Origin of the sequence: Nonomuraea sp. WAC 01424 (assembly GCF_003947315.1) — a bacterium.
GTDB lineage: Bacteria > Actinomycetota > Actinomycetes > Streptosporangiales > Streptosporangiaceae > Nonomuraea > Nonomuraea spiralis.
This window is the reverse complement of record NZ_QHHZ01000001.1, coordinates 138262-164626: the sequence shown is the minus strand read 5'-3', so window position 1 is coordinate 164626 and position 26365 is coordinate 138262. Positions and strand designations below refer to the sequence as shown.

General features: G+C 70.5%; 29 protein-coding genes. 12 read left to right on the top strand and 17 right to left on the bottom strand.

All coding sequences use genetic code 11. The annotated features are described in order from the left end of the window. Positions 1-52 precede the first annotated feature (52 nt). Both DMB42_RS00710 and DMB42_RS00705 read left to right on the top strand, forming a co-directional pair. Positions 53-949, top strand: coding sequence for a hypothetical protein (locus tag DMB42_RS00710; RefSeq protein ID WP_125629585.1), 897 nt, complete (start codon positions 53-55; stop codon positions 947-949). Then, a complete protein-coding gene (locus DMB42_RS00705; RefSeq protein WP_125629583.1) occupies positions 946-2838 on the top strand; it encodes a hypothetical protein in 1893 nt (630 codons plus the stop codon). The genes DMB42_RS00710 and DMB42_RS00705 overlap by 4 nt, the downstream gene beginning before the upstream one ends. Before the next feature lie 298 nt (positions 2839-3136). Here DMB42_RS00705 and DMB42_RS00700 read toward each other — a convergent pair whose 3' ends face one another. Genes DMB42_RS00700 through DMB42_RS00675 form a run of 6 tightly spaced genes read right to left on the bottom strand, consistent with a single transcriptional unit; the run spans position 3137 to position 8774 of the window. After that, positions 3137-3988 (bottom strand): hypothetical protein, encoded by an 852-nt coding sequence (locus tag DMB42_RS00700; RefSeq protein ID WP_185844397.1) that lies wholly within the window; start codon positions 3986-3988, stop codon positions 3137-3139. Next, on the bottom strand, positions 3973-5355 hold the full coding sequence (locus DMB42_RS00695) for a cytosine permease (RefSeq protein WP_125629581.1): 1383 nt from the start codon (positions 5353-5355) through the stop codon (positions 3973-3975). The genes DMB42_RS00700 and DMB42_RS00695 overlap by 16 nt, the downstream gene beginning before the upstream one ends. Further along, positions 5352-6779, bottom strand: coding sequence for an aldehyde dehydrogenase (locus DMB42_RS00690; RefSeq protein WP_125629579.1), 1428 nt, complete (start codon positions 6777-6779; stop codon positions 5352-5354). The genes DMB42_RS00695 and DMB42_RS00690 overlap by 4 nt, the downstream gene beginning before the upstream one ends. Continuing rightward, positions 6776-7750, bottom strand: coding sequence for a Gfo/Idh/MocA family protein (locus DMB42_RS00685; protein WP_125629577.1), 975 nt, complete (start codon positions 7748-7750; stop codon positions 6776-6778). Before DMB42_RS00685 ends, DMB42_RS00690 begins: the two co-directional genes overlap by 4 nt. A gap of 14 nt (positions 7751-7764) precedes the next feature. Then, positions 7765-8181 carry a TetR family transcriptional regulator C-terminal domain-containing protein gene (locus tag DMB42_RS00680; RefSeq protein WP_125629575.1) on the bottom strand — a complete coding sequence of 139 codons (417 nt, stop codon included), beginning with the start codon at positions 8179-8181 and terminating at the stop codon, positions 7765-7767. Next, on the bottom strand, positions 8115-8774 hold the full coding sequence (locus DMB42_RS00675) for a TetR family transcriptional regulator (RefSeq protein ID WP_185844396.1): 660 nt from the start codon (positions 8772-8774) through the stop codon (positions 8115-8117). The genes DMB42_RS00680 and DMB42_RS00675 overlap by 67 nt, the downstream gene beginning before the upstream one ends. Positions 8775-9019: 245 nt before the next feature. On the opposite strand from DMB42_RS00675, the gene DMB42_RS00670 reads away from it, so the two are divergent. Continuing rightward, complete coding sequence (locus tag DMB42_RS00670; protein ID WP_125629571.1) at positions 9020-10003, top strand: CapA family protein; 984 nt, start codon at positions 9020-9022, stop codon at positions 10001-10003. A 38-nt stretch (positions 10004-10041) separates the two neighbouring features. On the opposite strand, the gene DMB42_RS00665 is transcribed toward DMB42_RS00670, so the two are convergent. Further along, positions 10042-10233, bottom strand: a complete 192-nt coding sequence (locus tag DMB42_RS00665) for a DUF1918 domain-containing protein (RefSeq protein WP_125629569.1) — start codon at positions 10231-10233, stop codon at positions 10042-10044. Between the two features lie 46 nt (positions 10234-10279). Then, positions 10280-11194, bottom strand: a complete 915-nt coding sequence (locus DMB42_RS00660; protein WP_125629567.1) for an alpha/beta fold hydrolase — start codon at positions 11192-11194, stop codon at positions 10280-10282. A 68-nt stretch (positions 11195-11262) separates the two neighbouring features. On the opposite strand from DMB42_RS00660, the gene DMB42_RS00655 reads away from it, so the two are divergent. After that, positions 11263-12237, top strand: a complete 975-nt coding sequence (locus DMB42_RS00655; RefSeq protein WP_125629565.1) for a DUF5937 family protein — start codon at positions 11263-11265, stop codon at positions 12235-12237. Between the two features lie 70 nt (positions 12238-12307). Here the strand turns inward: DMB42_RS00655 and DMB42_RS00650 are convergent, their stop codons facing one another. Then, positions 12308-12745 (bottom strand): hypothetical protein, encoded by a 438-nt coding sequence (locus DMB42_RS00650; protein ID WP_125629563.1) that lies wholly within the window; start codon positions 12743-12745, stop codon positions 12308-12310. 53 nt (positions 12746-12798) lie between these two features. Here DMB42_RS00650 and DMB42_RS00645 point away from each other — a divergent pair, with 53 nt between their 5' ends. Beyond that, a complete protein-coding gene (locus DMB42_RS00645; RefSeq protein ID WP_125629561.1) occupies positions 12799-13977 on the top strand; it encodes a saccharopine dehydrogenase family protein in 1179 nt (392 codons plus the stop codon). Between the two features lie 7 nt (positions 13978-13984). On the opposite strand, the gene DMB42_RS00640 is transcribed toward DMB42_RS00645, so the two are convergent. The 5 genes from DMB42_RS00640 to DMB42_RS00615 all read right to left on the bottom strand — a co-directional run bounded on the left by DMB42_RS00640 (position 13985) and on the right by DMB42_RS00615 (position 20022). Then, positions 13985-14902 (bottom strand): PaaX family transcriptional regulator C-terminal domain-containing protein, encoded by a 918-nt coding sequence (locus tag DMB42_RS00640; RefSeq protein ID WP_221761943.1) that lies wholly within the window; start codon positions 14900-14902, stop codon positions 13985-13987. Positions 14903-14928: 26 nt separating this feature from the next. After that, entirely contained in the window at positions 14929-16140 is a 1212-nt protein-coding gene (locus tag DMB42_RS00635) for a serine hydrolase domain-containing protein (protein WP_125629559.1), read from the bottom strand. Further along, positions 16137-17321, bottom strand: a complete 1185-nt coding sequence (locus tag DMB42_RS00630) for a saccharopine dehydrogenase family protein (protein WP_125629558.1) — start codon at positions 17319-17321, stop codon at positions 16137-16139. Before DMB42_RS00630 ends, DMB42_RS00635 begins: the two co-directional genes overlap by 4 nt. Next, a complete protein-coding gene (locus DMB42_RS00625; protein ID WP_125629556.1) occupies positions 17314-18774 on the bottom strand; it encodes an NAD(P)/FAD-dependent oxidoreductase in 1461 nt (486 codons plus the stop codon). The genes DMB42_RS00630 and DMB42_RS00625 overlap by 8 nt, the downstream gene beginning before the upstream one ends. A gap of 426 nt (positions 18775-19200) precedes the next feature. Beyond that, positions 19201-20022, bottom strand: a complete 822-nt coding sequence (locus DMB42_RS00615) for a class I SAM-dependent methyltransferase (RefSeq protein ID WP_185844395.1) — start codon at positions 20020-20022, stop codon at positions 19201-19203. A gap of 202 nt (positions 20023-20224) precedes the next feature. Between DMB42_RS00615 and DMB42_RS00610 the strand changes: the two genes are divergently transcribed. The 3 genes from DMB42_RS00610 (at position 20225) to DMB42_RS00600 (ending at position 22830) form a co-directional block, all read left to right on the top strand. Next, positions 20225-20911, top strand: coding sequence for a helix-turn-helix domain-containing protein (locus DMB42_RS00610; RefSeq protein ID WP_125629552.1), 687 nt, complete (start codon positions 20225-20227; stop codon positions 20909-20911). 283 nt (positions 20912-21194) lie between these two features. Beyond that, positions 21195-22379 carry a hypothetical protein gene (locus DMB42_RS00605; protein WP_125629550.1) on the top strand — a complete coding sequence of 395 codons (1185 nt, stop codon included), beginning with the start codon at positions 21195-21197 and terminating at the stop codon, positions 22377-22379. A gap of 238 nt (positions 22380-22617) precedes the next feature. Further along, positions 22618-22830 carry a hypothetical protein gene (locus DMB42_RS00600; RefSeq protein ID WP_125629548.1) on the top strand — a complete coding sequence of 71 codons (213 nt, stop codon included), beginning with the start codon at positions 22618-22620 and terminating at the stop codon, positions 22828-22830. Here the strand turns inward: DMB42_RS00600 and DMB42_RS54035 are convergent. Further along, the gene (locus tag DMB42_RS54035) at positions 22797-22973 is read right to left on the bottom strand and encodes a hypothetical protein (protein ID WP_221761942.1); all 177 of its coding nucleotides are present in this window, start codon (positions 22971-22973) and stop codon (positions 22797-22799) included. The genes DMB42_RS00600 and DMB42_RS54035 overlap by 34 nt on opposite strands. A gap of 21 nt (positions 22974-22994) precedes the next feature. Between DMB42_RS54035 and DMB42_RS54030 the strand changes: the two genes are divergently transcribed. Then, on the top strand, positions 22995-23222 hold the full coding sequence (locus DMB42_RS54030; RefSeq protein WP_221761941.1) for a hypothetical protein: 228 nt from the start codon (positions 22995-22997) through the stop codon (positions 23220-23222). 57 nt (positions 23223-23279) lie between these two features. Here DMB42_RS54030 and DMB42_RS54025 read toward each other — a convergent pair whose 3' ends face one another. Then, positions 23280-23474 (bottom strand): hypothetical protein, encoded by a 195-nt coding sequence (locus tag DMB42_RS54025; RefSeq protein WP_221761940.1) that lies wholly within the window; start codon positions 23472-23474, stop codon positions 23280-23282. On the opposite strand from DMB42_RS54025, the gene DMB42_RS54620 reads away from it, so the two are divergent. Continuing rightward, positions 23473-23607, top strand: a complete 135-nt coding sequence (locus tag DMB42_RS54620) for a hypothetical protein (RefSeq protein WP_260477407.1) — start codon at positions 23473-23475, stop codon at positions 23605-23607. The two genes, DMB42_RS54025 and DMB42_RS54620, sit on opposite strands and share 2 nt — an antisense overlap. Next, positions 23607-24329 (top strand): MFS transporter, encoded by a 723-nt coding sequence (locus DMB42_RS00590; RefSeq protein ID WP_221761939.1) that lies wholly within the window; start codon positions 23607-23609, stop codon positions 24327-24329. The genes DMB42_RS54620 and DMB42_RS00590 overlap by 1 nt, the downstream gene beginning before the upstream one ends. On the opposite strand, the gene DMB42_RS00585 is transcribed toward DMB42_RS00590, so the two are convergent. Next, complete coding sequence (locus tag DMB42_RS00585) at positions 24258-25205, bottom strand: LysR family transcriptional regulator (RefSeq protein ID WP_125629546.1); 948 nt, start codon at positions 25203-25205, stop codon at positions 24258-24260. The genes DMB42_RS00590 and DMB42_RS00585 overlap by 72 nt on opposite strands. 96 nt (positions 25206-25301) lie before the next feature. On the opposite strand from DMB42_RS00585, the gene DMB42_RS00580 reads away from it, so the two are divergent. Beyond that, entirely contained in the window at positions 25302-26309 is a 1008-nt protein-coding gene (locus DMB42_RS00580) for a nitrilase family protein (protein ID WP_221761938.1), read from the top strand. Positions 26310-26365 lie beyond the last annotated feature (56 nt).

Sequence of the window (26365 nt, the reverse complement as noted above, 5' to 3'; positions counted from 1 at the left end):
GCTTTGTCTTGACATGTCAAGATTGATCCGTACATTCGTTCGAATGGAAGTCATGGTCATCGAAGACGCGTTACGGGCTCAACCTGATGACTTCGCCGCGTGGCACGCGTACAGCGACCGGCTGCTGGAGCAGGGCGACGCCCGAGGCGCGCTGATCCGCCTCGAACAGCGCCTGCCGCGCACCCGCCCCGCCGATCGGCCGGCCGTGCGGCGCGAGATCGCCGACCTCGTCGCGGAGCACGAGTCCCGATGGGACGACGGGCTGCCGGACCAGGCGCGGGTGCTGGCCCGGCGGCACGGCTTCGCCGCTGAGGTGGCCGTCGAGTGGTCGGACGACGTCCGCGAGGTGGTGGCGCAGGTGCTGCGGGCCCCGTTCGTCACCACGCTGAGAATCACGCCGGCCCCCGCCCCGGAGGACGAGGAATGGGAGGGGGACGGCGAGGACTACCTGGCCGTGGACCCCGGCGAGCCGCGGCCGGGCAGCCTGGACGTGCGGGCCCTGGCCGGACTGGATCTCGGGCGGCTCACGGAACTGGACCTCGCCCATCTGAGCATCGGCTTCAACGGCGCCGAACTCCTCGCCACGCTGTTCACCTCGGACCGGTTGCGAGCGCTTGACCTGCGTTACTGCCGCGTCGCCGACACCGGCCTGGCGGCGCTCGCGGCCTCCCCGTCCCTGGGCGGGCTGCGCCGCCTGCACCTGCAGCGCAACAAGGTGAGCGCCGAGGGCGTGCGGCACCTGCACCGGTTCACCGGGCTGGCCGAGTTGGACCTGCGCTACAACGACCTCGGCGAGGCGGGCGCGGAGGCCCTGCTCGCCGCCCCGTTCGTGATGTCACTCACCCGGCTGTGGCTGTACGACGCCGATGTGGGCCAGGACGGCGTACGGAAACTGGCACAGGCCGAGAATCTTCCGACTGAGCTGCGGAGTTTGTGGAGGTGCGTGTGAGCGTCGAACTTCGGGACCGGTTCTTCGCCCTGTCGGCCGGGCCCGCCTCGGCCGAGGAGGCCGCCCGCTACCGGGCGGAGGTGGACGCGACCGACGCCGCCCCGGCCGCGACGGTGAACGGGCTGGACGTCTGCTGGCATCCGTCGGCGCGGTTCAAGGCCGTACGGTTCATCGACGCCGAGCACCTCGACGAGCGGGTGCGGGAGTTGTTCGCCCGGCCCAGCGCGGACGCGCCGTACCTGGCGGCCGTCTTCGCCGATCCGCACGAGTTGTCCTTCCGCACGTTCGAGAACATCGTCCCGCTGGACCGCCTCTTCGAGGCCGTGCCGCTGGAGATGGAGCTGGTCGAGCGGGCGGAGCGCGCGGAAGGGGTGCTCGCCTTCTCGCTGCGCCCGTCGGAGCAGGCCCGGGACCTGCTGACGCGGCTCGATGGCCTGAACCTGTACCTGCCGCCGCTGAACGCCGCCTCTCGGGGCGGCGAACGGTTCATCTTCCACTCCGCGCTGCTCGCCGAGGCGCTGACCGCGGCGGCGGCCGACGCGTTGCCGCCGTCGGTCGCGGAGGGGTTCTCGCATGTGAACCCGGTGTTCCGGTGCAACGGGTTCGAGCCCGGCGACGCCAACTTCCACCTGCACAGGGACACGCCGTACTACGACGCGGCCCGGGGGCACGTCTCCAGGTACACCATGCTGCTGTACCTGACCGGCGGCACCGGCTCACCGGCGCTGGACCTGGCCGGCGGCGCCGCGTTCGGCGAGATCGACGCGTTCACGTGCGTGATCTTCGATCAGCGGTACGAGCACGAGGGCGCCCCCTACCTCGACGGCCGCAAGGTGTTCCTGCGGACCGAGCTCATCTTCGCCGCCGGCGAGGTCACCGAGGAGCCGGAGATCGGCGCGCTGTTCAGCAAGGCCTGTTACCTGACCGGGGAGAGCGTGTTCGCGCCGGAACTGGCCCGGCACGCCGACGCGTACTACAACCAGGTGGCCGCCGCCCACTGGGGCGGCGCGGACGCGGGACCCGCCCGTGAGACCTTCGTGCACAAGGAGTTCCGCGGGGTGCACTTCGTGGCCAACGGCTACGACTTCTGGTTCCCCAAGACCGACGCACTGTCGGCGGCGGAGTGCGCGGCCATCACCCTGCTCGACTACTTCAACTGCAAGCTCGGCGGCACCGGGTTCCGCGCACTGTGCCGGACAGAGGTGATCGAGGCGGACGACGCCGGTTGGATCCCGGCGTTCCTGCGGGACAAGCACAGCCGGTCGGTCATGACCCGGGTGGACAAGTCCGCGTTCTTCCCCGAGCCGGAGCGGGCCGGCTCGATGTGCTGCCCGTTCCACACGGCGGGCGGTTTCGATCCCACGCGCTTCGACGAGGTCATCGACCTCTACACGGACGCGCAGTCCTTCGCCAAGGCGCACATCCTGCCCGCGCCGATCCTCATGCTCGGTGAGGACGTGGCCCTCGATCCGGACCGGTTCGTCATCCGCGACAACCTCATCCACGTGCTCGGCAGGAAGGCCCTCACGCCGGTCAACTTCGCCGCCTGCTGGAACGACGAGTCCATCCCCGAGGACTACCTGACCGTCGCGGCCAAGGTCGGCGTGGAGCAGTTCCTCGTACCGCCGATCATCTACAACGAGTCGGACGGCTGCCGTCACCTCAGGTTCGACTTCTTCCGCAACTCCTGGATGGTCGGACACCGGCAGGCCACCATCCCCATCCCCAGGATCATCGAACTGGCCTGGGCCGATCCGGAGACCAGTCATGCCTGGCGGCGCGAGGTCGATGAATCCCTCATCGACGCCGACACCCCACTGGAGCCCAGCGACCTGTGGGACGACGAGGACGACGACTGGGACGACGACGAGGACGAGGAGCACTCCTGAATGGCCCTCGCGTCGCCGGTCCGGGCCGCTACCGCCCGCGCGGGTGACCTCGCAGCGCTGCGGGCAGGTCGGGCTGGAGTCGGTCGGTGTGGAGTCCACGATCGTACGGGCGCATCAGGAGCCGGTCGGCGGTCGCGGGGGAGACGCCGGATGCTCTGGAGCAGGCGCTGACGGCGGGCCTTCCGCCTCGGCGACCCCAGGCTCCCCCAAGCGAAGCCGGCCGCCTCGCGCGTAGCCGATCTGAAGAGAGTGCTGTTACCGACCGTTCTGATCGGTAACGGGATGTCGAAGGCGACTGCTACTTCAGTATGTCCACGGCGACAGGGGACTGGTTGCCCTGCGCGTCGACCGCGACGACCTCCGCACGGTACTTCGCGCCGTCGCGCGTGACCGGGACCGGAATGTCCATGGAGTCGGCGGCGGGCACCACGTCGAAGCGGTTGGCGACCTTGGTGCTGAGCACCTCGGTGCCGTTGTCGGCCCGGGTGACGCGCACCTTGTAGTGGTACACCAGCTCGTCGTCCTTGGCCTGTTCGACGCGCAGCGCCAGCTGGCCGTCCTTGCCGGTCTGCGCCGAGAGCGGGTGCGATGACGCCCAGCGCGGAGCAGTACGGTTGCGGTTGGCGTCGGTGTAGGTGAAGTTCTCCACGACCTGGGCGTCGCTGCCGGCCGTCTTGATCTCCCAGGGCTTGCCGGCCAGCGTCCCGTCACTCTGGAACGGCGGCTTCCAGTTCGCCGACCACTTCCCGCCGGTGTAGATGTCGTGGAGGTCGGCGTTGAGGTTGATCCGGTTGATGACCGTACGGCCCGGATAGACCTCGACGGCCAGACCCTGGGCGGTGGGAGTCTCGAAGCGATCGGCCAGCCGGCCTTCCGCGTCGAGCATCTGGTACCCGTGGTCGATCTCGATGTACGACGAACTGGAGTCGTTGACCGCGGTGAAGTTCTTCTGGTGGATCGAGCGCGGGTCGTTCAGGTTCAGATGCGAATGGCCCGAGAAGTAGACGGCGCGCGGGAACTTCGACAGGTCCTCGGCCAGGCGCGGGTTGCCGGTCTGCTGGCCGTCCATCACGGTTCCCGGAACCGGCCGGTGTCCCCGGACGATGATCGCCTTCCCGGCCGGGATGTCTACCGTCAGGCGGTCTCCCACGCCGGTCGGGTATTGGGCATGCGGCGCCGGGCGAGCGCCAGGTAGAGCGGGATGGTGATCGCGAGACTCACGATCCAGCTGATGTCGGCTCCCGACAGCAGGTCGGCGATCGGGCCGGTGTACAGCGCCGTGCTCATGAAGGGAATCTCCACCAGCACGCCCACCGCGTACGCCACGAGGGCGGGTATGTCATACCTGCCGTATCGCCCGCCGTCCGCCCTGAACAGGTCCGCGACGTCGTAGTCGCCCTTGCGGATCAGGTAGAAGTCGATCAGATTGACGGCCGTCCACGGGATGAAGACGTATTGCAGCATGATGATGAGGTTGGTGAAGCTGTTCAGGAAATCCTGCGACATGAGCGCCGCACCCGCCGTGGCCAGCACGACGAGGAGCGCGCCGATGGCCGCCCTTCCCCGTGCCGTGGGCAGCCAGTCACTGCGGAAGGTCTGCACCATGGTGACGACGGTGAGGGTCGCGCCGTAGAGGTTCATGGCGTTGAAGTGCATGATCACGGCGGCGAAGCTGAACAGCACGATCGTGCTCAGCGGCTGTCCGAGTACGGCGGGCAAGCCGGTGAGCGCGTCGCCCTTGACCGAGATGGCCACGATGACACCGATCGCCATCGGCACCACGCCACCCAGCAGGGCCCCGCCGTACGTCCACCAGAACGTGGACTTCAGGCCGGCGGTGTGCGCGGGCATGTAGCGGGAGTAGTCGGAGACGTACGGCGCGAAGGCCAGCAGCCACAGCGCGCCGATCGCCATCGTGCCGAGGAACCCGCGAGCCGTCGGCACACCGATGGCGAACACGTCTGCGCCGATCCGGCCCATCACGACCAGTCCGACGATCACCACGGCCAGGGACGCGATCGACACGGCCGTGATGATGTGGCCGATGAGGTGGATGAGCCGGTAGCCGACGACCATGACGACCTGGCCGACCAGGGCGAAGACGACGGCCAGCGGGGTCAGCGGCAACGAGGGGAAGACCGCGTGCACCGACTGGGCGCCGGAGACGATGTTGGCGGCGTAGATGCCCTCGTACATGACGAGCACCACGACCAGGACGACCAGGCAGCCGCGGACACCGAACTGGCCGCGACTCTGGATCATCTGCGGGATGCCCAGCCGGGGGCCCTGCGCGCTGTGCAGCGCCATGAACAGCCCGCCGAGCAGCAGTCCAGCGATCAGTGCGATGACGCTCCACCAGAAGTCGAGCCCGTAGACGACCGGGGGCAGGCCGCCGGTGAGGATCGTCAGCGGCCCGATGTTGGCCGCGAACCAGATGCTGAACAGGTCGCGCGGGCGTCCGGTCCGCTCGTCGGCGGGGATGACGTCGATGGTCCTGCGTTCGACGAAGGCGCTCATGGCAGCGTCCAGGGGGCCGAGGGTGAGCCGAGGTAGGCGACCTTGAGCTGGGTGAACTCGCTGATCGTCTCGAGCCCGCCCTCCTCGCCCTGGCCGGACAGGCCATGCCCTTCGTACGGGACGTGGGCGTGGTCGCGATAGGGGCAGTTCGTCCAGACGATCCCGGCGTCGAGACGGTCGGTCAGGTCGAGCGCCTCGTCCAGCCGGTCGGTCCACACCGTGGCAGCCAGGCCGTACGGCGTGCCGTTGGCGATGCGTACGGCCTCGTCGAGGTCTCGGTAGCGCATGACCGCCACCACCGGTCCGAAGATCTCCTCCTGCGCCGCGGCCATGCCGGGGGTGACACCGTCCAGGACGGTCGGCTCGAGAAACGCGCCGACCGCGGAGGGATTCCCGCCGGCGATGATCGAGGCACCCTCGTGGACGGCGCGGCCGAGGTGCTCCTGGACCCTGGCCCGATGCTGCCGGCTGACCAGCGAGCCGACCTGGGTGGCGGGGTCGAGCGGGTCGCCGACGGCGATCCCCGCGGTGGCGCGCAGGAACATCTCCATGAACGGCTCGGCGATCTCCTCGTCGAGCAGGAGCCGGGATCCCGCCGTGCACACCTGACCGGCGTTGAAGAAGGCGTGGTGGACGGAGGCGCGGGCGGCGCTCTGAAGATCGGCGTGCTTGGTGACGATGTTGGCCGTCTTGCCGCCGAGTTCCAGGTGGCAGCTCGCGGTGCTCGCCCGCCGGATGCTCCGGCCGACGGCGGTCGAGCCGGTGAAGGTGATCTTCTGGACGCCCGGGTGGGCGGCCAGCAGCTCGCCCGTGCCCGCGTCGCCGTTGAGGATGTTGACCACGCCTGGTGGGAAACCGGCTCGAAGGCACAGCTTGCCGTACAGGATCGAGGTGAGCGGGGTCTGCTCGGCCATCTTCAGCACGACCGTGTTGCCGGTGGCCAGCGCGGGGGCGGTCTTGGTGACGGCGAAGAAGAAGGGGAAGTTCCATGGGGCGATGGCCGCGACGACCCCGTACGGCTCGCGCCGCGAATGGGTGAGGTGGCCGGGTTGTTCCGCGTAGGTGGCGCCCCGGATGTTCTGCGGGAGGGTGGCGTAGTAGTCGAGAAGGTCGGCGCAGATCGCGACGTCGTCGCGGCAGTCGGAGATGGGACGCCCGCTGTCGCGTGCCTCGGCCGCCGAGATTTCGGCGGCGTCGGCGCGGACCAGCTCGGCGAGGCGGCGCAGCAGGGAAGCGCGTTCCGCCGCGGACACGTGGCGCCAGCCGCGGCTAGCCCGGGTCGCGGCGTCCACCGCGGCGTCGACGTCCGCCTCGCCGCCGAGTGCGACGGTGCCGAGCTCCTCACCGGTGGCGGGGTTGACGGTCGTGAACGTCCCGCCCTTTTCCGAGGGGCGCACTTCGCCGTCGATGAGATGGCCGTTCATCGGGTGCTCCCGGCGACCGCGACGGGACCACGGGTGGTCAGCGACTCCTCCAGAGCCAGCGCCGCGGCCAGGGCGGCCCGTCCTTCCGCCCCGCTGACCAGCGGAGGCAGGGCGTCACGGGCTGTCGCGATGAACCTGGCCGACTCCGCGGCGTACATGCCGGTGTTCATCGCGTCCGGGTACTCGACGGTCCCGGCGCCGTTGATGACCACCCCGTGGTCGCGTTCCGTCAGATAGGCGCAGCCGTCCACTCCCACGTACGCCAGGGCGTGATCGCCGTTCGACAGGCCGGCCTGGTCGGGCAGCGCCCAGCTGGTTTCGTGCGCGCCGACGCACCCGTTGGCGAAGCGGAGCGTGGCCACGATCGACGCGGCCCCTTCGAGCCCGGGGATCTCGGTCTCCGAGGCCACGCCGTACACCTCGACGATGGGTGAGCCGGTGATCCACTGGAGCGCGTCGAGGTCGTGGACGGCCAGGTAGAGCGGCAGCGTGGTCTGATCCTGCTGCCGGCGTCCCTCGGACGCCGGCCAGTTGCGGCGAGTGAACGTGTGGACGGGGGCGCCCAAAGTCCCCTCCTGCGCCCGCTGCCGGACGGCCAGGTAACGGGGGTCGGATCGGAGCGAATGGCCGATGACCAGGCGGCCCCCGGGGTCGGCGGCGACCATCGCGTCGGCGTCGGCGAGCGTGGTCGCGATCGGCTTCTCGCAGAAGACGTACTTGCCCGCCCGCAGAGCCGCGATCACCGCCTCCCTGTGCAGGCCGTCCGGGGTGCTGACGAACACCGCGTCGACATCGTCCGCTGTGACGATCTCGGCGAAGTCCGTGGAGAAGCGGACCCCGTCGGGCACGTGTCCGGCCGCGCTCGGATCGACGTCGCAGCAGGCGATCAGCCGGGCGTCGCCGATGTCCGCCAGCGCGGCGACGCGAATCCTGCCCATCCAGCCCAGGCCGACGACGGCACAGTTCACCATGGTGTTTCCTTTCCTCAAACTCGACGGGCCGCGGGGAGCGCGACCCGGAGGCTGTTCTGCGCGAAGTCCCTGACGAGCTCGTGCATGTGCTCGCACGACATCCAGCGACGGCCCATGACCGCCGCGATGCCGAGGCCGTCGAGCAGTCCCAGGAGTTGCTCGACGATGTCCGCCGGGGAGTCCTCGGGGTGGAACTCACCCGAGGCGACGCCCTGTTCGATCACATCGAAGAAGTACTGCCGGAAGCGGTCGGCCATGGCGCTGTCCGCGTCGGCGATCTGGCCGTGGATGGCGACCCGGAAGTACTCGAACCAGAGGACGAATTCCTCGCGCTCGACCCCCGACTCCGGAATGGACAGCCGGATCAGGCGAGCGAGCCGCTCGGCCGCGCTCGACCCGGGGCCGCCATGATGGCGTCGCGGCGGCCGCACGCTTCGTCGTTGGCCTGGCGCAGCGCCTTGACCAGGATCTGGTTCTTGTTCTCGAAGTAGTAGTGCACGACCCCGGTGGACAAGCCGGCGTGCCTGGCGACCGCTCTGATGGTGGTGGCATCGAGGCCATCGGCGACGACGACGGCCCGCGCGGCCTGGAGGAGCTGTTCCTCCCTGCTCCGGCCGGTCTCGTCCGGCGCCGGCGCGACGGGCTTCACCTGCCAGGCGGGGGCGAGCGCGTCGATCTCGTCGCGGTGTTCGCGTACCTTCTTCAGCAGCCGCCACGCGGTGGCGTAGGACAGGCCCAGCTCATCGGCCAGGGACTGAGCAGTCAGCCGCCCGCCGGACGCGCGTTCCCTGACGATCGCGGCGAACCACAGGCGCAGCGGCGTCGAGGAGCCGTGGAAGAGCGTCTTCGCGGTCGGGCTGAGCTGCTCGCCGCAGTGGGCACAGCTGTAGACGCGGCGGTTGTGGAGCCGGTGGAACGTGCGTTCCTCGGCGCAGCGCCGGCAGCGGGCGTGCCGACCGTCCGGGCTGAACCGGACGCGCCATAGCTGTTCCAGGCAGGCGTCCTCATCCAGAATCATATCCATCTGACCACGTAATTCTGTGCGAATTGATTGCCTTAACCGGCTCGCAGAATTTGCAAACCAGCTATACGTGTTTATTTGAATAAACATTTATTGTGTGTTCAGGACCATAGTTTCGCGAGGATGGCAGTGTCAAGGTCGGACATATGGCCTGCGAAGGCGGGTCGCCGCCCTCTCTGTGATGAATTCCTGCCTGTGGCGGGCAGAACACAGAAGGTAGGGGCGGCCCAGAACGGGGGGATCTCAGCATGTCGCTCACACTGGCCCTCGCGGGCGACACGATGCTGGGGCGCGGCGTGGCCGACAAGCTGGAGCGCACCGCCGAGCCGGACGCCTTCTTCTCCTCGGAGGTACGCGATCGTCTCGCCGAGGCGGATCTCGTCCTGCTCAACCTCGAATGTTGTCTCTCCGACCGGGGGACGCCATGGCCCGGCAAGCGCTTTCACTTCCGGGCACCGCCGCGGGCCGCCGCCCTGCTGGCCGAGCTCGGCGTCGACTGCGTCACGCTGGCCAACAACCACGCCCTCGACTACGGTCACGACGCGCTGCGCGACACCTGCCGGCACCTCGCGCAAGCCGGGATCCGCCATGTGGGTGCGGGAGACCATCTCGCCGAGGCCCGCAGGCCGCTCCAGATCGAGGCCGGCGGCCTGCGGCTCGCGATCGTCGCCTTCGCCGACCACCCCGCCGACTTCGCCGCCGGCGCCTCCCGGGCCGGCATCGCCGACGCCGACCTGGCCGCCGGGACGCCCTCATGGGTCAAAGAGACCATCACAAGCCTGCGCGACCGCTCCGACCTGGTTCTCCTGACTCCGCACTGGGGCCCGAACATGGTCGCCGAGCCGCTGCCGTACATCCGCACCACCGCGCACACGCTGCTGGAGTCCGGGGCCACGCTGGTGGCGGGCCATTCTGCGCACGTCTTCCACGGCGTCGCCCCGCACATCCTGTACGACCTCGGCGACTTCGTCGACGACTACGCCACCGACCCGCTGGAGCGCAACGACCTCGGGCTCCTGTGGCTGGTCACCCTGGACGAGCACGGCCCGGTGCGGCTGCGCGCCCTGCCCCTCAAGCTGGACTACGCCCACACCCGCATGGCCACCGGCGACGACTGGCGCTGGATCCGCGACCGCTTCACCATCGCCTGCGCCCGCTTCGGCACCTCCGTCCGCGTGACCGGCCGTGACCTGCTCGTCGAACTCCGTGACCACCCTGGAGGCACACCATGACAGCGGCAACCGGGCGCGGGTTCAGGGGGGTTGCTCGTTCATCGGACGGTATGGACGACTCGCGCATCCGGCCCCGGAAAGACGAGGGTCTCGTGTTCGTCGTCCAGCCACCGAACCAGGTACGGCGGCGAGCCGTCGGCGTGTCCCACCTCCACGATGAGCCCCACGCGGCGATGCTCGCCGTCGCGCGTGCTCTCGACGATCAGCCGATCACCCGCTGCTGCCTTCATGTCGCCCCCCTCATGTCCTGTTCCATGAAGTCACCTCCGGCTGCTACTACCCTGCCGGACGCACCTCTCCCTTGGGGGCGCCGAAGATCTCTGGAACGGAAGGGTCATCGGTGCCATGACCTGCGGACAGGAACGTCGAGGTGGTGGCCACGAACCGGCCGGCGTCGTCGAGCCACGGAAAGTGTCCGGCCCCGGCCTGAACGACGAGCTCGGCCTGCGGAAACAGCTGGGCGAGTTCGGTCACCGCGGTGGGAGGGGAGTTCAGGTCCACCTCGCCCGCGAGCAGCAGCACCGGCGAGGAGAGGCCGGTGAGCGCGGCACGGGTGGCTTCGGGGGCGAAAGCGCCTTCGGAGCCGAAGACGGCTGCCGCCTCGCTGTTCCTCTGCTCGTCCTCGGCGGCCTTGTGCGCCTGGGCCGTCTCGTCCCAGCGGCCGTACCAGAACGGCGCGATGGCCTGGAAGGCGTCACCGGTGGCCTGGCCGGCCATGACCTGCTCCAGGGCCGCGAACGCCGCCGGAAACCAGGGCTCGCCCTCGCGTAGCCGGGCGCTCTTCCGTCGGGCCTCCTCGGTGATCGTGATGCCGACGGCGGCGATGCTCGGGGCGATCAGAGCGAGCTTCCTGACACGTTCCGGATGGCGAGTCGCATAGAGCACGGCCAGATTCGTGCCCCCGGAATGGGCGAGCAGGTCCATCCGGTCGAGCTCAAGGTGCTCGCGCAGAGCCTCGACGTCATCGACAAGGCGGTCGCAGCGGTACGAGGCGGTGTCCGCCGGCCTGGCGGACTGCCCGGTGCCCCGCAGATCCGCCATGATCAGCTGCCGGTACGCCGAGAGGCCGCCAAGGTCGCCGAGATAGGCGGAAGCCTGCATCGGCCCGCCGGGCAGGCAGACCACAGGGGTCCCGTCGCCGAATACGTGATAGGCGAGCTTGATGCCGTCGTAGGAGGCGAAGAAGTCCATGCCCGCAAGCCTGCGGGGAGACAACGCACCTCGGCTATCGTTTAGCCACAGCTACATGATGAGGGCGGATGGCGGTCGAGATCAGGTTCACCGCGGCGTCGGTCGCGAAGGTGCGATTCGCCGTCTCACCGCTGGGCGAGACCGTGCTGGCGCTGCGGATCTTGTTCGGTACGGGCGGTCATGCCGTCCACCGGCCCTGGGTGCGCCAGGCGCGCCCGCTGCTGACACGCGAACGCGAGTTGCCGCTGCTGCGAACGCTGATCGCCGGACCGCTGCCGTCGTTCCTGTTCCCGGCGCCGAGGCAGCGCCTGCCTTCGATGGCTACGGAACTGGACCTGGTGCGGGCCACGCAGGAGGACTTCTTCCGGCATGAGTACGGCGCGGTCCTGGGCATGCCGGCCGAGGATGCCCCCGAGCCCGCGACGGTGCTGCCACGGCTGGTCGAGGCGCTGCATCGCTGCCATGAGCTGCTGATCGCGCCGCATTGGGGCAGGATGCGCGCCGTGCTGGAGGCCGACCTCGGCCGGCGCGCGCTGACCCTGGTGGAGGGCGGGGTGCAGGCGCTGTTCGCCGAGTTGCACCGGGACATCGCCTGGGACGGCGGCCAGCTGGTGGTGCACGGCCGGCGCACCCCGCATTCCGCGTACACGGTGGACGCCGGCGGGCACGGCCTGGTCCTGCAGCCCAGCGTCTTCAACTGGCCGGACGTGGGTGTCGACAAGGCCCCGGTCACCGCCGCGTCGATCCGCTATCCGGCGATGGGCGTCGGCCTGCTCTGGGAGCCACCCCGACCGGCGCTGACGGGCCTGACCCCTGTGCTCGGCCACGCGAGAACGCAGATCCTCGCCGCCCTGGCCGAGCCCCTGACGACCGCGGCCCTGGCCACTCGCCTGAGCATCACCCCGAGCGCGGTCTCACAACACCTGGGCGCGCTGCGCGGGGCGGGTCTGGTGGCAACGCAACGCAGGGGCCGTACGGCACTCCACCTGCGCACGGAACGCGCGACCCATCTTCTGGGCAGCCCGGCCCCGAACGGTCGTTGACGCAGCGGCGGCAAGGGCCCGCGCGCGCAGGGTTGGAATCGACTCCTCAGCTCCGCCGCGGTCGTCGTGATCAACGTGGTTCTGGCCGTCCGAGCAGCATGACGAGCAGCCGGACGGCCGATACGGCGCCTGCGGCGGCGCTGATCAGGGTGAACCAGAACCAGAAGGAGCTCCAGGCGGCCGGGATCGGCAGGAGCGCCGTGACCAGGATCGGAAGGCCGAGCACCAGCATGCGCAGCCGCCGCTCGTCCTTGAGCTGATGGCCGGGTGCCGCCGCCGGGCGCAGGCCGGTGACGATCGCCAGGCGCCAGGCGCGCAGCGCGGTGACATAAAGCGCGACGGCCATCGCGAGCCCTGCCAGCTGCGCCCATTCGAGCGCGTCAGGGTCGGCCGGTGATCTGTAGAGCAGGGCGGTCGAGATGAACGGCACCGTGCTGAGCGCCTCGACTGCGATCACCCGGCTCGCCGGCCTCTCGCGGAACAGCGGTGAAGCTGTTATGTTCATCATGCTAACTATCGTAGATCATTCGATAGATTAAGTCGCGATCCTTTGGGAAGTCGATGAGAGTGCTCGCCCTTGGCGGAGCCGGAGCGACGGGGCGGGTCGCGGTGCGCGTGGCGGCCGGTCTGAGCGGGATCGGGGAGATCGTCGGCGCCGACCGCGACCTCGACGCGGCCCGGGCGCTGGCCGAAGAGCTGAAGGGCGCCCCGGTACGGCTCAGCGCCCGCGACGTCGACGTCACCGACGGGAATGCCCTGTCCGCCGCGCTGGCCGAGGCCGACGTCGTGCTCAACACGGTTGGCCCGTGCCACCGGTTCGGGCCGCTGGTGCTGCGGGCCGCGATCGCCGCCCGTACCCACTACCTGGACGTCTGCGACGACTGGGAGCCCACTTCGGAGATGCTCGGCCTCGACGCCGAGGCCCGCGCGGCGGGCGTGTGCGCGGTGATCGGCATGGGCGCCGGTCCGGGGGTCGGCAACCTGCTCGCGGCCAGAGCGGCGGCATGCCTGGACATCGTGATCGACCTCTACACCGCCTGGCCCGTCGACGTGCCGGGCTCCGGCGCCGGCCGGACCGGCCTGAGCGGGCCCGACGGCCGCCCGATCGCCGCGCTGGTGCACTGGATGCGGCACATCAGCGGCACGATCGCCGAGGTCGGCGGCGGCCGGCTGGTACGGCGGCCACCCCTGCGGCCGGTCGTGCTCGAACTTCCGGGCGGCCGCGTGGGCGCCGCGTACACCGTGGGTCACCCCGGGGCCGTGACGCTGGCGCGCGGCTACCGGGTGGCGGGAGAGTCGGCCGGTCTCATGGTCGTCACCCCCGGGACCGCGGCCTATCTGGACGTGCTGCGCCGCGACATCGACCGTGGGAGGCTCACGATCGGGACGGCCGCCGCCGAGGTGAGCGAGCCCACCATGTGGCGGGCCCTGCGCGCCGCCGTACGGGCCTTCGGATTCAGGGGGCCCGGCTCGCTGCCCGCGTTCTTCGCCGCCGCCAGGGGGGTGGCGGACGGGCGGCCGGCGACCGTTCTGGCCCATTTGACGGGCGCGTCGCCGCTGCTCCGGGGCGTGGCCGAGGCCACGGGCGTGCCGGCCGCGCTGGGCCTCGCACAGCTGATCGCCGAGGCCGGGAGGCGACCCGGCGTCCATCCGCCGGAGGCGGCGATCGATCCCGGCCGGTTCTTCGCCGACCTGGCCGGACGGACCGGCTCGGTGAAGGTCGTGGTGGAGGTGGTGTGACGGCCCGTCAGACGCCCGCCGCCGCGCGGCTCAGGCCGCCGTAGAGACCGAACAGGCGGACGGCGCCGTCGTCCTTGCCGGCCTGTTCCTCCAGCAGCGACCAGCAGCGCGCGGTCAGCGTACGGGCCCGGGCGCCGGGCCAGGGCCGGGGGAGCAGTTCGGGAGGGAGCAGCGGGTCGGCCTCCATCGCGCGGGTGAACTCCGCGGCCAGTTCCACCGCGATGGTCAGCCGCCGCGCCGCGGACGCCGCGGACGCCGCGGACGGTTCGGACGGTTCGGGCGTCGCGGACGGTTCGGGCGGCTCGGCGTGGTCCTGGAGGAGCCGGAGCCGGGGCTCCGCCACCGCGGCGAGCCGGTCGTAACGTCCGGCGATCTCGTCCAGCGGCCACATCGTCCGGGCGAGCGCGACGGGATCGTTCTCCTCGCCTCGGCGGAGGTCCCGGGTGGTCAGGAAGGTGACGTGGCCCAGGACGTCCAGGCGGCGGGCATGCTCCTCGACGTAGGGCTCCCACGGATTGGCGCTGACGTAGAGGCCCCCGTGGACGGCGGCGACGCGCTGGTGGGTGAGCGCGGCGCGCAGCGCGTCGCGCGCGGGCCGGGCGCTCTCCGGGACGGTGAACGCGACGAGATGCCACGTGCCGTCCCAGGGGGCGAGCCCGGCGTCCTGGCGGAAGGCGTGGGTGACGAACTCGACGTCGAGCCCCAGCGCGCGTCCGGTGTCGCCGGTGGCGCGCAGGATCGCCTTGCGCCCACGCCCTTCCTGGACGAACCGTCCCTCGGCGACCAGCCGTTTGATGCACAGGCGCACCTGCTGATCGTTCATGTCCAGAAGGCTGGCGGTCGCGTAGAGCTCGCCGGCGTCGACCGTGAGATCGGTGCGGACGAGCGCCTCGACGAGCATCCGGGTGGGGACATGGACGTCCATGCGGACTATCGTATCCAATCCGATCGTTACCGGCCGATGACCCGCGTCACCGCGTCGAGCAGGGTGCGGTGACGGGCGTCGGCCAAGGCGTCGGCGGGCATTGTACGCGGCAGGAAGGCCAGAGCCAGACCCCGGCGCGGATCGCCCAGACCCAGGGCGCCGCCGATGCCCGGATGGCCGAAGGCCGTCGGGGACCCGAGGCGCCACGCGCGGCTGGGCAGCGCGAACCCGCACCCGAAGGCCGAGCGGACGCCGAGCACCCGGTCCCGTCCGGCGGCGCGCGGCCGGACGGCCGCGCGCCAGGTCCGCTCGCCGACGAGCGGAGGCTCGGCGCCGGACGGGGATCCGGCGCCGGGCGAGGATGTGGCGTCAGGCGATTCGACGCGGGGCAGAAGCAGGGCGTAGAGGCGGGCCAGGGAGCGGGCCGTGGCGACGGCGTTGGCGGCCGGCAGGTGGGCGGCGAGGGTCTCCGGACGGGCCGCCCACCGGTCGGGCGGTTCGGTGAGCGCTCCGCCCACGGTCATCGCCGCCCACAACGGCGTCCCGGGGCGGGCGACGACGGCGGTGGTCATCCGGACCAGGAACGGGACGCGCGTGGCGGCGTGCACGGGCGCGGGCGGCGGGCCCGCGTGCGCGCCGCCGATGCCGATCGCCAGGCCGCGTGGCCGGCACACCAGCTCGTCGAGCACCTCGCCGAGCCGTCCGCCGGTGACGCGGCGGACGAGTTCGTCGGCGAGCGTTCCCCACGTGACCGCGTGGTACCCGGGCCGTCCCGGTGGCCAGCGCGGCGGCTCGGCGGCGAGGACGTCGGCCAGCGGACGCCCGTCCAGCACCTCCGCCAGGGTGACGGCGCGTGCGGGAGCGACGAGCCCGGCCTGATGGCTCAGCATGTGGGCGACCGTGATCCCGGACTTGCCGCGACGGGCGAACTCGGGCCAGTACCTGGCCACGGGCGCGTCGAAGTCGAGGTCACCGCGGTCGGCGAGCACCGCCAGGCAGGCGGCCGCGATGCCCTTGGAGGCGGAGAAGACCACCTGCCGGGTCTCCGGACCGTAAGGGCCGGAGGCGTCGTTCCCGGCATACAGATCGACGACGGCCTTGCCGCGGTGGATGACGTGCAGCCCCGCGCCGTGCTCGCCCGGCCTGCCCATGATCGCGGCGAACGCCCGCCGGACCGGCTCCCACCCGGGGCCGACGTCGCCGCGAACCACGGGGACCGTGCGATCGGCCGCGCTCATGGGGTCCGGTCCACTCTGACCACCTCGTCGCGGCCGGTGAGCGGCGGGTCGCAGTGGGCGGACAGTTCCTCGAAGTACCTCTCCGGGTCGAGCACGGCGTCCGGGGGATGGACGCCGGCGGCGCGCACCGAGCCGTCGAGGATCTGCGCGGCCGCCAGCGACAACGGGATCCCGGTCGCCCTGGCCATCCCGCGCGGTGAGCCGATCAGCCGCGCCCCGACCCGGCACGGCCGCCCGTCCCGGACGCCGGTGGCCAGCGCGAAGAAGGGCGGCAGCGCGCCGGGGCCGCGCAGCGAGAGCCGGCGCAGGGCGGAGCGGGCGAAGCGGCCGGCGGTCGGGCTCTCGATCGCGGCCGCGGCCTGTTCCAGGGAGAGGCTTCCCCGGTCGATCTCCTCGCGCAAGGTCATCAGGTACGCGGCCGTCTCCGGCCTGACCACCATGACGCAGGCGGAGTCACGGATGATCGAGCAGGTCACCGGGAGGGTCAGCGGCTCGGGATGGCCGACGGTGTAGGCGGTGCCGGCGCCCAGCCCCGGGTAGTCGAGCCTGACCGGTTCGAGCGGCGGCCGTTCGGCGGGTGCGCCGCCGGCCCAAATGCGGATCGTGCCGGACAACTGCTGCATCCAGTGGACGACGGCGGCCGACTCCCCGCCCGCCGCGCCGTCAGCGGGGTCGTCGCCGACGAACGGGACGTCCACCGGCCAGGCGGTGTGGACGTCCTCGACGGCGTCCAGCTCACGGGTCGCCAGCGCGGCCAGCATGTTGCTGGTGCCCGGGCTCGCGCCGGCTCCGATCACGGCGATCACGCCCGCGTCCCGCGCCTGGGCGTCCATGGCGAGCATGTCCAGCGTCGGCTCCCAATCGTCGCAGATGTCGGCGTAATGGGTGCGGCTCTCGATCGCCGCCCGCAGGATCGGCACGCCGAGCCGGAAGAACGGGCCGGTGGTGTTGACGACCAGGTCGGCGTCGCGGAAGAGCTCGCGCAGCCGTACCGGATCGGAGGCGTCCACCGTCGCGGCCGAGGCGTTCGCGTACTTGACGGCCAGCCGCGCGGCGGCGGCGGTGTCGCGGTCGGCGATCATCAGCTCGGCGATGTCCGCCCGCCCGGCCAGCCGGCCGACGACGGGCCTGCCCATCGCTCCGGCGCCACCCAGAGCGACCACCCGGTACTGCTCACCCATCGAAGACCATCCCCTTACGGACGTCGAGGAACGCCGACCTCAGCCTGTCGGTCAGGTAGTTCTGGCCGACCGTCCACGGCGCGCGGTCACCCTGCTGCGGGAACAGGTGTGCCGCGCGCTGGACATAGGCGGAGGTCAGGCCGAGCAGCGGACGGCGGGCCAGGCCGCGCGGAAGCGCGGGCATCGCGGTGGTCAGGCCGTGCCGCCTCATGTGGTCCAGCAGCCGGACGACGTAGCGGGAGGACAGCTCCGCCCGCAGCGTCCAGGACGCGTTGGTGTACCCGACGCAGAAGGCCAGGTTGGGCACGCCGCTCAGCATCAGTCCGCGGTAGGCGGTGGTCCCGGCCAGGTCGACCGGGCGACCGTGCACCGACACGGCGATCCCGCCGAGGGGGATCAGCGACAGGCCCGTCGCGGAGACGATCACCTCCGCCTCCAGCCTCCGTCCGGACTCCAGCTCGATCCCGTCCTCGATGAGACGGGTGATCCGGTCGGTGACCACCGACACGCGCCCGGCGGCCACCTCGCGGAAGAGGTCGCCGTTGGGGACGACGCACAGCCGCTGGTCCCACGGCTGGTACCGGGGGGTGAAGTGCCGGTCGAGGAAGGCGGGGTCGGGCAGGTACCGCAGGATGCCCTTGCGCAGGTGCCGCTTGGTCTGCTCCGGGAAGCGCCTGCTCAGCCAGTAGGTGAGCTGGCTGCTCAGGACGTTCTTGGCGCGGACGAGCCGGTGGACCGTACGTGCGGGAAGCAGGCGGCGCAGCGTGTCGGCCGCCGGGTCCACGTCGGGCAGGGAGCTCAGGTAGGTCGGGGAGCGCTGCAGCATGGTGACGTGCCCCGTCCGCCCCGCCCGCCCCGCCAGCGCGGGCACCAGGGTGACCGCGGTGGCCCCGCTGCCGATCACCACGGTCTTCCTGCCGGCCACGTCGAGGTCGTCCGGCCAGAACTGCGGGTGCACGAACCGGCCGCCGAAGTTCTCGACGCCCTCGAACTCCGGCTGGTGGCCGTGGTCGTAGTCGTAGTAGCCGGCGCAGACGTACAGGAACGAGCACGTCCACGTCCCGCGGGTGGTGTCCACCGTCCACCGGCACCGCTCCCAGGACCAGTCGGCGGCCAGGACCTTGGCCTGGTGATGGATGTGCCGGTCGATGCCGTGGTCCCGGGCGGTGTCCTCGATGTAGCGGCGGATGTCGTCGCCGTCGGCCAGGGACTTCCGGCCGCGCCAGGGCTGGAAGGCGTAACTGAGGGTGAAGATGTCGGAGTCCGAGCGGACGCCTGGATAGCGGAACAGGTCCCAGGTGCCGCCGGGACGGTCTCTGGCCTCCAGCACCGCGTAGGTCCTTCCGGGTTGCCGCTGGAGATGCCACGCGGCGCCGATACCGGACAGGCCGGCGCCGATGATCAGTACGTCGACATGACGTGGGGAATCGGCCGCGTCAGCTTCGCTCGTCATGAACGCCACCTCTCTTTCGCGTTCAAAACTATCGTATGCAAAACGAGCGTAGCAGTTTCGATACGTTGCAATCACGGCATGACGGACCAACGGCACGTGCGACACCCGGCGCGCCCGCCAGGTCCATGCCGCCGGGGCGCCGGCCCGGTCGAAGGCGGTGGTGAACGGCGCGCATCCGAGCGCTCAAAGGCGGCCCGAAACCGGTCCGAGCCTGGTGGCCGTGCCCGCGCAGGCTCCAAGCGCCACCTGATCACCGAAGCGCACGGCATCCCGTCGGCCGTCATCCTGACCGGCGGTAACCGCAACGACGTCATCCAGCTCCTGCGTCTGATCCAGGCCGTCTCGCCGGTGCGCGGCCGGCGAGGGCGACCCCGGCGACGTCCCGGCACAGCTCTGCCGGCGCCGGCGGATCTCCGTCAGGAGTGGTCAGAACCGGTAACGGTCAATCGCGGTGAACTTCCTGGCCAGCTTCGGGCTGAGGCCGATGAGCCGGTTGGCCAGGCGGTAGACCGCCGGCATCCCCGGCGGTGCGGGGAGCCGGGCGGCCAGCAGCTCTTCGACCAGTTCCAGATCGGGGTCCCAGCGCTCGGGCTCGTGCGGGTCGTCGAAGCCGCCGTGGCGTACCAGGGCGCCGAGGGCCCGGGTGCGGCGCATCCGCTTGAGGATCCGTACGGCGTAGCGCGGGTAGTTGTTGAACGCCACCTCCCCGTGGGGGAAGTGGCCGGTCAACCGGTTGAGCAGGGCCGTGAACTCGGCCTCGGTGAGGAAGGGGAGCAGTCCGTCGCAGACGACGACGGCGGCCCGGTCGCCGGGGAGCGCGTCGAGCCATCCCGGATCCGTCACGTCGGTGGCGACGGCGTGCACGTTCGCGCGGTGCGGCAGGACCTGCTCGCGTACCTTCACGACCCCGGGCAGATCGACGTCGTACCAGTCCACGGTCTCCGGAGGGGCGACGCGGACGACCCTCGTGTCCAGCCCGGCGCCCAGGTCCAGCACCACCGCGTCCGGATGCCGGGCGATGAACCCGCGCACCACGTCGTCCAGCATCTTGGACCGCATCGCCACGTCCGCCGCCTTGGCGCGCGGCACGGCGATGTCGTCCGGGTTGTAGCCGATCTTCATGGCGATCTCGTCGGACAGGGTGTCGCCGAGGACGGAGAAGCGGGAGCGGCTGTCGAGCGCCCTGCCGGCCAGCGTCACGTACAGGGTCTCTTCCACTGGCGTCAAGGCCGGGAGATCGGTTGCCATGGTGTGCCCCTTCGTCATCCACGCGTTGGCCGATGGTTTCGGCCGTGGGAAACACATTCTGTGTTTCATCCTAGGTCAAGAGAAGGTGCTGCAGCGATGCTCATTTGTACTGGTGATACGGCCCATTCGTTGCAATGACTGTAGGCTGTCCTGGATGCGTGAAGGACGACCGATGTTGCAATGAGGAGCGAGGGGAGCGCGCATGCCAGGGGCCCGGCTGACTCATGAGGAGCGGCGGCGGATCGCCGACGGGCGCGGCGAGGGGCTCGGCTACGCGGAGATCGCCAGGCGGCTGGCGCGGCCGACCTCGACGATCAGCCGCGAGGTCGGCCGCAACGGCGGTCTCGACGGCTATCGCGCGGACCCCGCGCAGAAGGCGACCGGCGAACGCGCCCGCCGGGTCAGGAAGACCGCGCCCGAGCCCGCCGCCGTCCGCGCCTTCGAGGAGGAGTTCGCCGCGATGATGGTACGCACCGGCCTGCCACGGATGCCCGCCAGGGTGCTGGCCGGCCTGCTCAGCAGCGAGCACGGCGCGCTGACCGCCGCCGAGCTGGTCCACCGCCTCCAGGTCAGCCCGGCGTCGGTGTCCAAAGCGGTCACCTATCTGGAAGGCATCCGGCTGCTCAGGCGCGAGAAGTCGGGGCGGCGCGAGCTCTACAGCACCGACGACGACGTCTGGTACGAGGCGTGCGTCGGAGTGACGCAGGTCTGCGAGGTCTGGGCAGGCTCGGCGCGGCGCGGGGCCGCGCTGTTCGGCGGCACTCCGGCCGGCCGCCGCCTGGATGAGGTGGGCCGCTACTTCGAATGCGTCGGCGCCGACATGAACGAGGCGGCCGAACGCTGGCGCCAGGTCTTCACGGCTCGGCGCACCTCGGGGAACCTGCTCTAACGCGCTCAGGACGACCCCCGGCCCGGCCTTCTAAGGTGAGAACCACCAGTGGGCGAGTGGGCTCCCGCCGTCCCGCCGCCGCCGGCATCCGTACGAGCGCCTCCGGTGAAGCCGCCGGCGGGTGGCGCGCGACGTCGATCTAGCGGGGAGTGCTGTCAGTGTCAACCTCCGGCGGGCCTTGACCTCCCCTCCGGGTGGACGGGTGCTTCCGTCGTACGTAGGAAGGTCGAACTCATCTCCGGTGGGGAGTTTCTGGACAACGAGCGCCCCTAGCGTGGTGATCATGAATCACGCATTGCTCAGACGGGGTGTGGCCGCTGCGGTGGCGGTCGGACTTCTGGTCACCGGGCCCGCCGTACAGGCCAAGTCCAAGCCCGTCACTGTGGCCCTGCCCCAGCCGACAGGTTCACGCGAGATCGGCACTGTCGCGCTGCACCTGCGTGACAGCTCCAGGGGCGACCCATGGATCAAGGCACACGACCGGCGTGAGCTGATGATCAGCCTGTGGTACCCCACCCGTCGTCCGGACGGCCACCCCGCCGCGCCTTGGCTGCCGCCGCGCGCCGCCGAGGCCTTCTACCGCAACAACGGCCTCTCGCCCGCGGCTGTCAGCCTGCCCATGACCCACGGCCGAGAAGGGGCCCCCGTGGCGGGTCGAGAGCTGCCCGTCGTACTGTTCTCACCCGGCAACGGCGCCGACCGTTCCATGAACACCGCCACGGTCGAAGAACTGGCCAGCCGGGGCTACATGGTGGTCACGATCGATCACCCAGGCGATGCCGGCGAGGTGGAGTTCCCTGACGGTACGGTCACCGGCCGCGTCCTGAAGCCGGTCCCGGTGAGCCGGCTGGGCGAGAAGGCCGAAGAGATCAAGGTACGGGTGGCCGACACGCGCTTCGTACTGAACCAGCTCAAGGAGCTGAACAAGGGGCAGAACCCTGATGCTGAAGGCCGGAAGCTGCCGAAGGGGCTGCGCGGCGCGTTCGACCTGGGCAGGGTCGGCATGTTCGGCCATTCCGCGGGAGGTGCGACGGCCGCCGCGACGATGCTGGAGGATCGGCGGGTCAAGGCGGTTCTGAACCTGGACGGACCCGCCCTCGGCAAGGTGGCCACCAAGGGATTGGCCAAGCCGTACATGCTCATGGAGGCCGAGATCTTCGACAAGCCCATCCGCGGGCAGAAGGCCTTCTGGTCCCGGCTCAAGGGCTGGCGGCTGCACGTGAAGACCAAGGGCGCCAAGCACAACTCCTATACCGACCTGCCGCTGGTGTACGAGCAGGCGGCGCCGGTGCTCGGCCTGTCGAAGGAGCAGTTGCAGGCGGTGAACGGGACACTGTCGGCGGCACGTTCCGTGGCCGTAACCCGCGTCTACACCGCGGCCTTCTTCGATCTGCATCTACGGCGCAAGGGCGACCTGCTCGACAGGCGTTCCTCACGGTATCCCGAGGTACAGATGATCGCCCGTTAGGGCTCACACGACCATCCGGCGGCGCGTTCTACGTGCGTTGTTCGCAGGTCAATGTAAGAACCGGGTGTTCACGTGCACTGAACGCCGGGATAAGTCGTTGTCCAGTAGGCCCGCGTAGCCTGCCGGGCATGCCAATCCGGCTCAGGTGTGGCGGTTCCGGCCCATGTGATCGATGGTCTTCTGGGGCATCGCACGACCTTCCTCTACCACGCGTGATCCGAGCCCGGAGGAACCTTAGATGCCAACCCGAGTCAACCGGCAGACCGTCGATCTCTCCGCCTATCCCGACCTCCTCGTCCTGTATCTCGGAATGCGGGTGAACCGGCTGTACGGAATCCGGACCTTCTTCAGCTTCGGCCGGAAGATCAGTGAGTCGGTCGCCGGCAAACCGGACGGACTGCTGCTGCACGAACCCGTCTACACCGCGACCTGCTGCGGCTCGCCGCGCTGATCGGGCGCGAGGTCGACCTCCGGCTGCTCGCCCGCGCCGCCGGTGTCGACGTCGCGGACTGCCTCGAACGCCTCGAACCGCTGCGCGCGCTCGGCCTGCTCGAAACGGGGCCGGACAACCCGTTCTCGTGGCGGTTCACGCACGACCTGGTTCGCGAGTCGGTCATGGAGACCACAGCGCGGCTGGAGGCCATCCGGCTGCACCTGCGGATCGCGGACGCGCTCGAAGAAAGCCAGGCGGACGACGAGTCCATCACCGAACGCCTCGCCTTCCACCTGTCTGCCGCCGGTCCCCTCGCCGATCCGGTCCGTACCGTGGAAGCGCTGAAGCGTGCCGGTCGTCGAGCGGCGACCAAGCTCGCGTTCGCCGCCGCCGATCGGCACCTGGAGTAGGCCGCCCAGATCGCGCGGACCGCCGGGCTCCCGGAACTCGAACTGTCCGCCCTCTCGTTACTCGCCATCGCCCCGCGTCGGCAGGCCGGGTTCGGCGGCACGACGTTCGATCTGCTGGAGCGTGCGGAGCTCCTGGCCTGTCGGCTCGGCCGGGAGGTGGAGGCCGCCGGGCTCCTCTTCGCCCGCCTGTTCGGGGCCTACACCTTCCTGGAGTGGGACCGCCTGCGTCTGGTCCGCCGGGTGGCGCACCATGTACTGGGTCGTGGTCGCCATCGGCCTGCTCGCCGGCATCGCCCTGGTGACCTGGCTGCCCCGTACCCATGACCTGCACGGCGGCTCCATCACCGCGAGCTGCAGGCCGTACGCCGGCTCAACGTCTGGCTGATGGTCATCGTCGCGGCACTCGGCATCTCCAGCATCTTCGCCGTCTACACCTTCATCGGCCCGTTCATCACCGACGCGGCGCGGCGGGACGCCTCGCTCATCCCGATCGCGCTCGCCGTCTTCGGCCTCGGCATGGCGGCCGGCAACCACCTCGGCGGACGCGTCGCCGACCGGTACGAGAACCGCGGCCTGATCTGGGGCTACAGCGCCGTCCTGGCACTGCTGGCGCTGATCGGCGTGGCCGGCGGCAATCTGTTCGTCCTGCTGCCCTGCCTGTTCGGCGTCGGCGCGACCATGATGTACGCGATCCCCACCATCCAGGTGCGGCTGACCGGCTTCGCGCCGGACGCCCCGACTCTGATGGGTGCGCTCAACCTGGCCGAGCTCAACCTGGCCAACTCGCTGGGCGCGATCGGCGGCGCGATCACCCTCGACGCCGGTTGGGGGACCTTGTCCACCGTCTGGGCAGGGTTCGCCCTCACCGGCGCCGGCCTGCTCCTGTACCTCGTGACCGTCGCCCGGGTGAAGCCCGTTCCCCGTTCCGCCGAGCAGCTCAGCTGGAGCGGAACTCCAGCCGGGGGACGCGCTCTGACCCCGTGCGACCGGCGCGGCCACCACACCGCGCGGTGGGTTTCCACGCTGTGCGCCAGATCATCTTGCTCTGACCTCGGACAGGCCGGGCGTGGGCTGGAGGCCGCCTCGGTCGAGGTCGTCCGGTGGTGAGGTCGCACCGCGTTCAAGAACAGCGAGGAAGTTGGCCGTCATGGGCTGAACACGATCACGGTTCCACACCACGGCGATCTGCCACTCCGCCACCGGATGACGGAGCGGGGTGACGGTGACCGGCGGGGGCGCGATGCGGCCGGCACGGGCCGGGACGAACGCCGCCCCCACCCCGGCCGCCACGAGCGCCAGTACGGTTTGCAGGTCGTCCGCCTCCTGGATGACGTCGGGACGAACCGACAGGGCCCCGCACAGCCGTTCGATCTGCCCGACCAGACCCGACCCTCTCTCCTTCCGCAATTGCACGAACCTGTGACGAGCGACCCAACCTGGCAGGTCTGACGTGTCCTGCGGCGGCGAGGTGTGCTCGCCGGTCGAGGCGAGGGCGAGGCGATCGGTGTCCAGCACCATGTGCGCCCAGTCGTCCCCCTCGGGCAGCCGGACGAAGCCCACGTCGAGTTCGCCGGTCGCGAGCCGGTCGAACTGCTCCTGGGAGGACATGTCGTCCAGGGTGACGTGCGCGTCGGGATGGCACCGGCGGAAGGCGGCCACGGCGCGCGGGGCCAGATCGATGCTCGACAACCCGAAGCCGACCGACAGGCGCCCGATCTCCCCCGCGGCCGCTCTGGTCATGCGCAAGGCCAGGGCATCGGCGCGTCGTACCAGTTCCTGTGCCTCGGGCAGCAGGATCGCCCCCAGGTCGGTGAGCGTGGCACCGTGCCGCCCGCGGTGGAACAGCCGGCCTCCCACCCGTGCCTCCAGGGACTGGATCTGCTTGGTCAGCGTCGGCTGGGTCACCAGCAGCTTCTGCGCGGCCGAACCGTACGTGCCCAGCTCGGCCACCGTCAGGAAGGCGCGGAGCAACATCAGTTCCATTCCTTGAGTCTATAGAAACCCGAATGGAATTCATTGGACGCATGGAATGCGTGTGTGGTCACCTGCTGTCGAACCGGCGACGTGAAGGAGTCAGCAGTGGAACAAGGTGACGTGGCGGTGCGGGGCGCGACCGTTCAGTTCGAGCCCCGGCCCGACGACAAGAGCTACAACCTGGCCAGGATCGAGCACTACGTACGCGAGGCAGCCGCCGCACACGTGCAGATCCTCGCCTTCCCGGAGATGTGCCTGCTGGGGTACTGGCACCTGCGCCGGCACCCCGGCGACCGGCTCCGCGCGCTGGCTGAGCCGCTGGCCGGGCCGTCGATCTCGGCCGTCCGGCAACTGGCCGCCGAGCACGGCATGGTCATCGGGGCAGGCTTCCTGGAGATCGACGAGCAGGGTCGGCTGTTCAACAGCTACGCCGTGTGCATGCCGGACGGGAACGTGCACTGCCACCGCAAACTGCACGCCTTCGAACACGAGGCGATCAGCAGCGGCGATTCCTACACCGTCTTCGACACCCCTTGGGGCGTACGCGCGGGCGTACTCATCTGCTGGGACAACAACCTGGTCGAGAACGTCCGGGCAAGTGCGCTGCTGGGCGCTTCGATACTGCTGGCCCCCCACCAGACCGGCGGCACCGACTCACGCAGCCCCCACGGGATGCGGCCGATCCCCGCGCAACTCTGGCACGATCGCCGCCGCGCCCCGGAGGCGATCGAAACCGCGCTGCGCGGCCCCAGCGGACGCGAGTGGCTGATGCGCTGGCTGCCCGCCCGCGCCCACGACAACGGCCTGTTCCTCCTGTTCAGCAACGGCGTCGGCCAGGACGACGACGAGATCCGCACAGGCAACGCGATGATCATCGACCCCTACGGCCGTATCCTCGCCGAGACTTGGAAGGCGAGTGACGACATGGTGATCGCCGACCTCGACCTCTCCCTGCTGCCACTGTCGACGGGCCGGCGATGGATCCAGGGACGACGCCCGGAGCTCTACGACATCCTCACCCGCCGGTTCGGAGACGAACGCGAACCTCGCGCCGCCCGATTCGCCACCGATTCGGTGCCGCTTCACCGCGGCCCCCACGAGTCGACTGCCTGAGGTACGGACCGGCCAGTCATCGCCCAGACGGCCCGGGATGACGGCACGTAGGAGAG

Coding starts and splice junctions, on each gene's coding strand:
- DMB42_RS00710 (WP_125629585.1), top strand. CDS start 53: ATGGTCATCGAAGACGCGTTACGGGCTCAACCTGATGACTTCGCCGCG.
- DMB42_RS00695 (WP_125629581.1), bottom strand. CDS start 5,355: ATGAGCGCCTTCGTCGAACGCAGGACCATCGACGTCATCCCCGCCGAC.
- DMB42_RS00690 (WP_125629579.1), bottom strand. CDS start 6,779: ATGAACGGCCATCTCATCGACGGCGAAGTGCGCCCCTCGGAAAAGGGC.
- DMB42_RS00685 (WP_125629577.1), bottom strand. CDS start 7,750: ATGGTGAACTGTGCCGTCGTCGGCCTGGGCTGGATGGGCAGGATTCGC.
- DMB42_RS00675 (WP_185844396.1), bottom strand. CDS start 8,774: ATGGATATGATTCTGGATGAGGACGCCTGCCTGGAACAGCTATGGCGC.
- DMB42_RS00670 (WP_125629571.1), top strand. CDS start 9,020: ATGTCGCTCACACTGGCCCTCGCGGGCGACACGATGCTGGGGCGCGGC.
- DMB42_RS00665 (WP_125629569.1), bottom strand. CDS start 10,233: ATGAAGGCAGCAGCGGGTGATCGGCTGATCGTCGAGAGCACGCGCGAC.
- DMB42_RS00660 (WP_125629567.1), bottom strand. CDS start 11,194: ATGGACTTCTTCGCCTCCTACGACGGCATCAAGCTCGCCTATCACGTA.
- DMB42_RS00655 (WP_125629565.1), top strand. CDS start 11,263: ATGGCGGTCGAGATCAGGTTCACCGCGGCGTCGGTCGCGAAGGTGCGA.
- DMB42_RS00650 (WP_125629563.1), bottom strand. CDS start 12,745: ATGATGAACATAACAGCTTCACCGCTGTTCCGCGAGAGGCCGGCGAGC.
- DMB42_RS00645 (WP_125629561.1), top strand. CDS start 12,799: ATGAGAGTGCTCGCCCTTGGCGGAGCCGGAGCGACGGGGCGGGTCGCG.
- DMB42_RS00640 (WP_221761943.1), bottom strand. CDS start 14,902: ATGGACGTCCATGTCCCCACCCGGATGCTCGTCGAGGCGCTCGTCCGC.
- DMB42_RS00635 (WP_125629559.1), bottom strand. CDS start 16,140: ATGAGCGCGGCCGATCGCACGGTCCCCGTGGTTCGCGGCGACGTCGGC.
- DMB42_RS00630 (WP_125629558.1), bottom strand. CDS start 17,321: ATGGGTGAGCAGTACCGGGTGGTCGCTCTGGGTGGCGCCGGAGCGATG.
- DMB42_RS00625 (WP_125629556.1), bottom strand. CDS start 18,774: ATGACGAGCGAAGCTGACGCGGCCGATTCCCCACGTCATGTCGACGTA.
- DMB42_RS00615 (WP_185844395.1), bottom strand. CDS start 20,022: ATGGCAACCGATCTCCCGGCCTTGACGCCAGTGGAAGAGACCCTGTAC.
- DMB42_RS00610 (WP_125629552.1), top strand. CDS start 20,225: ATGCCAGGGGCCCGGCTGACTCATGAGGAGCGGCGGCGGATCGCCGAC.
- DMB42_RS00605 (WP_125629550.1), top strand. CDS start 21,195: ATGAATCACGCATTGCTCAGACGGGGTGTGGCCGCTGCGGTGGCGGTC.
- DMB42_RS00600 (WP_125629548.1), top strand. CDS start 22,618: ATGCCAACCCGAGTCAACCGGCAGACCGTCGATCTCTCCGCCTATCCC.
- DMB42_RS54030 (WP_221761941.1), top strand. CDS start 22,995: ATGGAGACCACAGCGCGGCTGGAGGCCATCCGGCTGCACCTGCGGATC.
- DMB42_RS54620 (WP_260477407.1), top strand. CDS start 23,473: ATGTACTGGGTCGTGGTCGCCATCGGCCTGCTCGCCGGCATCGCCCTG.
- DMB42_RS54025 (WP_221761940.1), bottom strand. CDS start 23,474: ATGGTGCGCCACCCGGCGGACCAGACGCAGGCGGTCCCACTCCAGGAA.
- DMB42_RS00590 (WP_221761939.1), top strand. CDS start 23,607: ATGGTCATCGTCGCGGCACTCGGCATCTCCAGCATCTTCGCCGTCTAC.
- DMB42_RS00585 (WP_125629546.1), bottom strand. CDS start 25,205: ATGGAACTGATGTTGCTCCGCGCCTTCCTGACGGTGGCCGAGCTGGGC.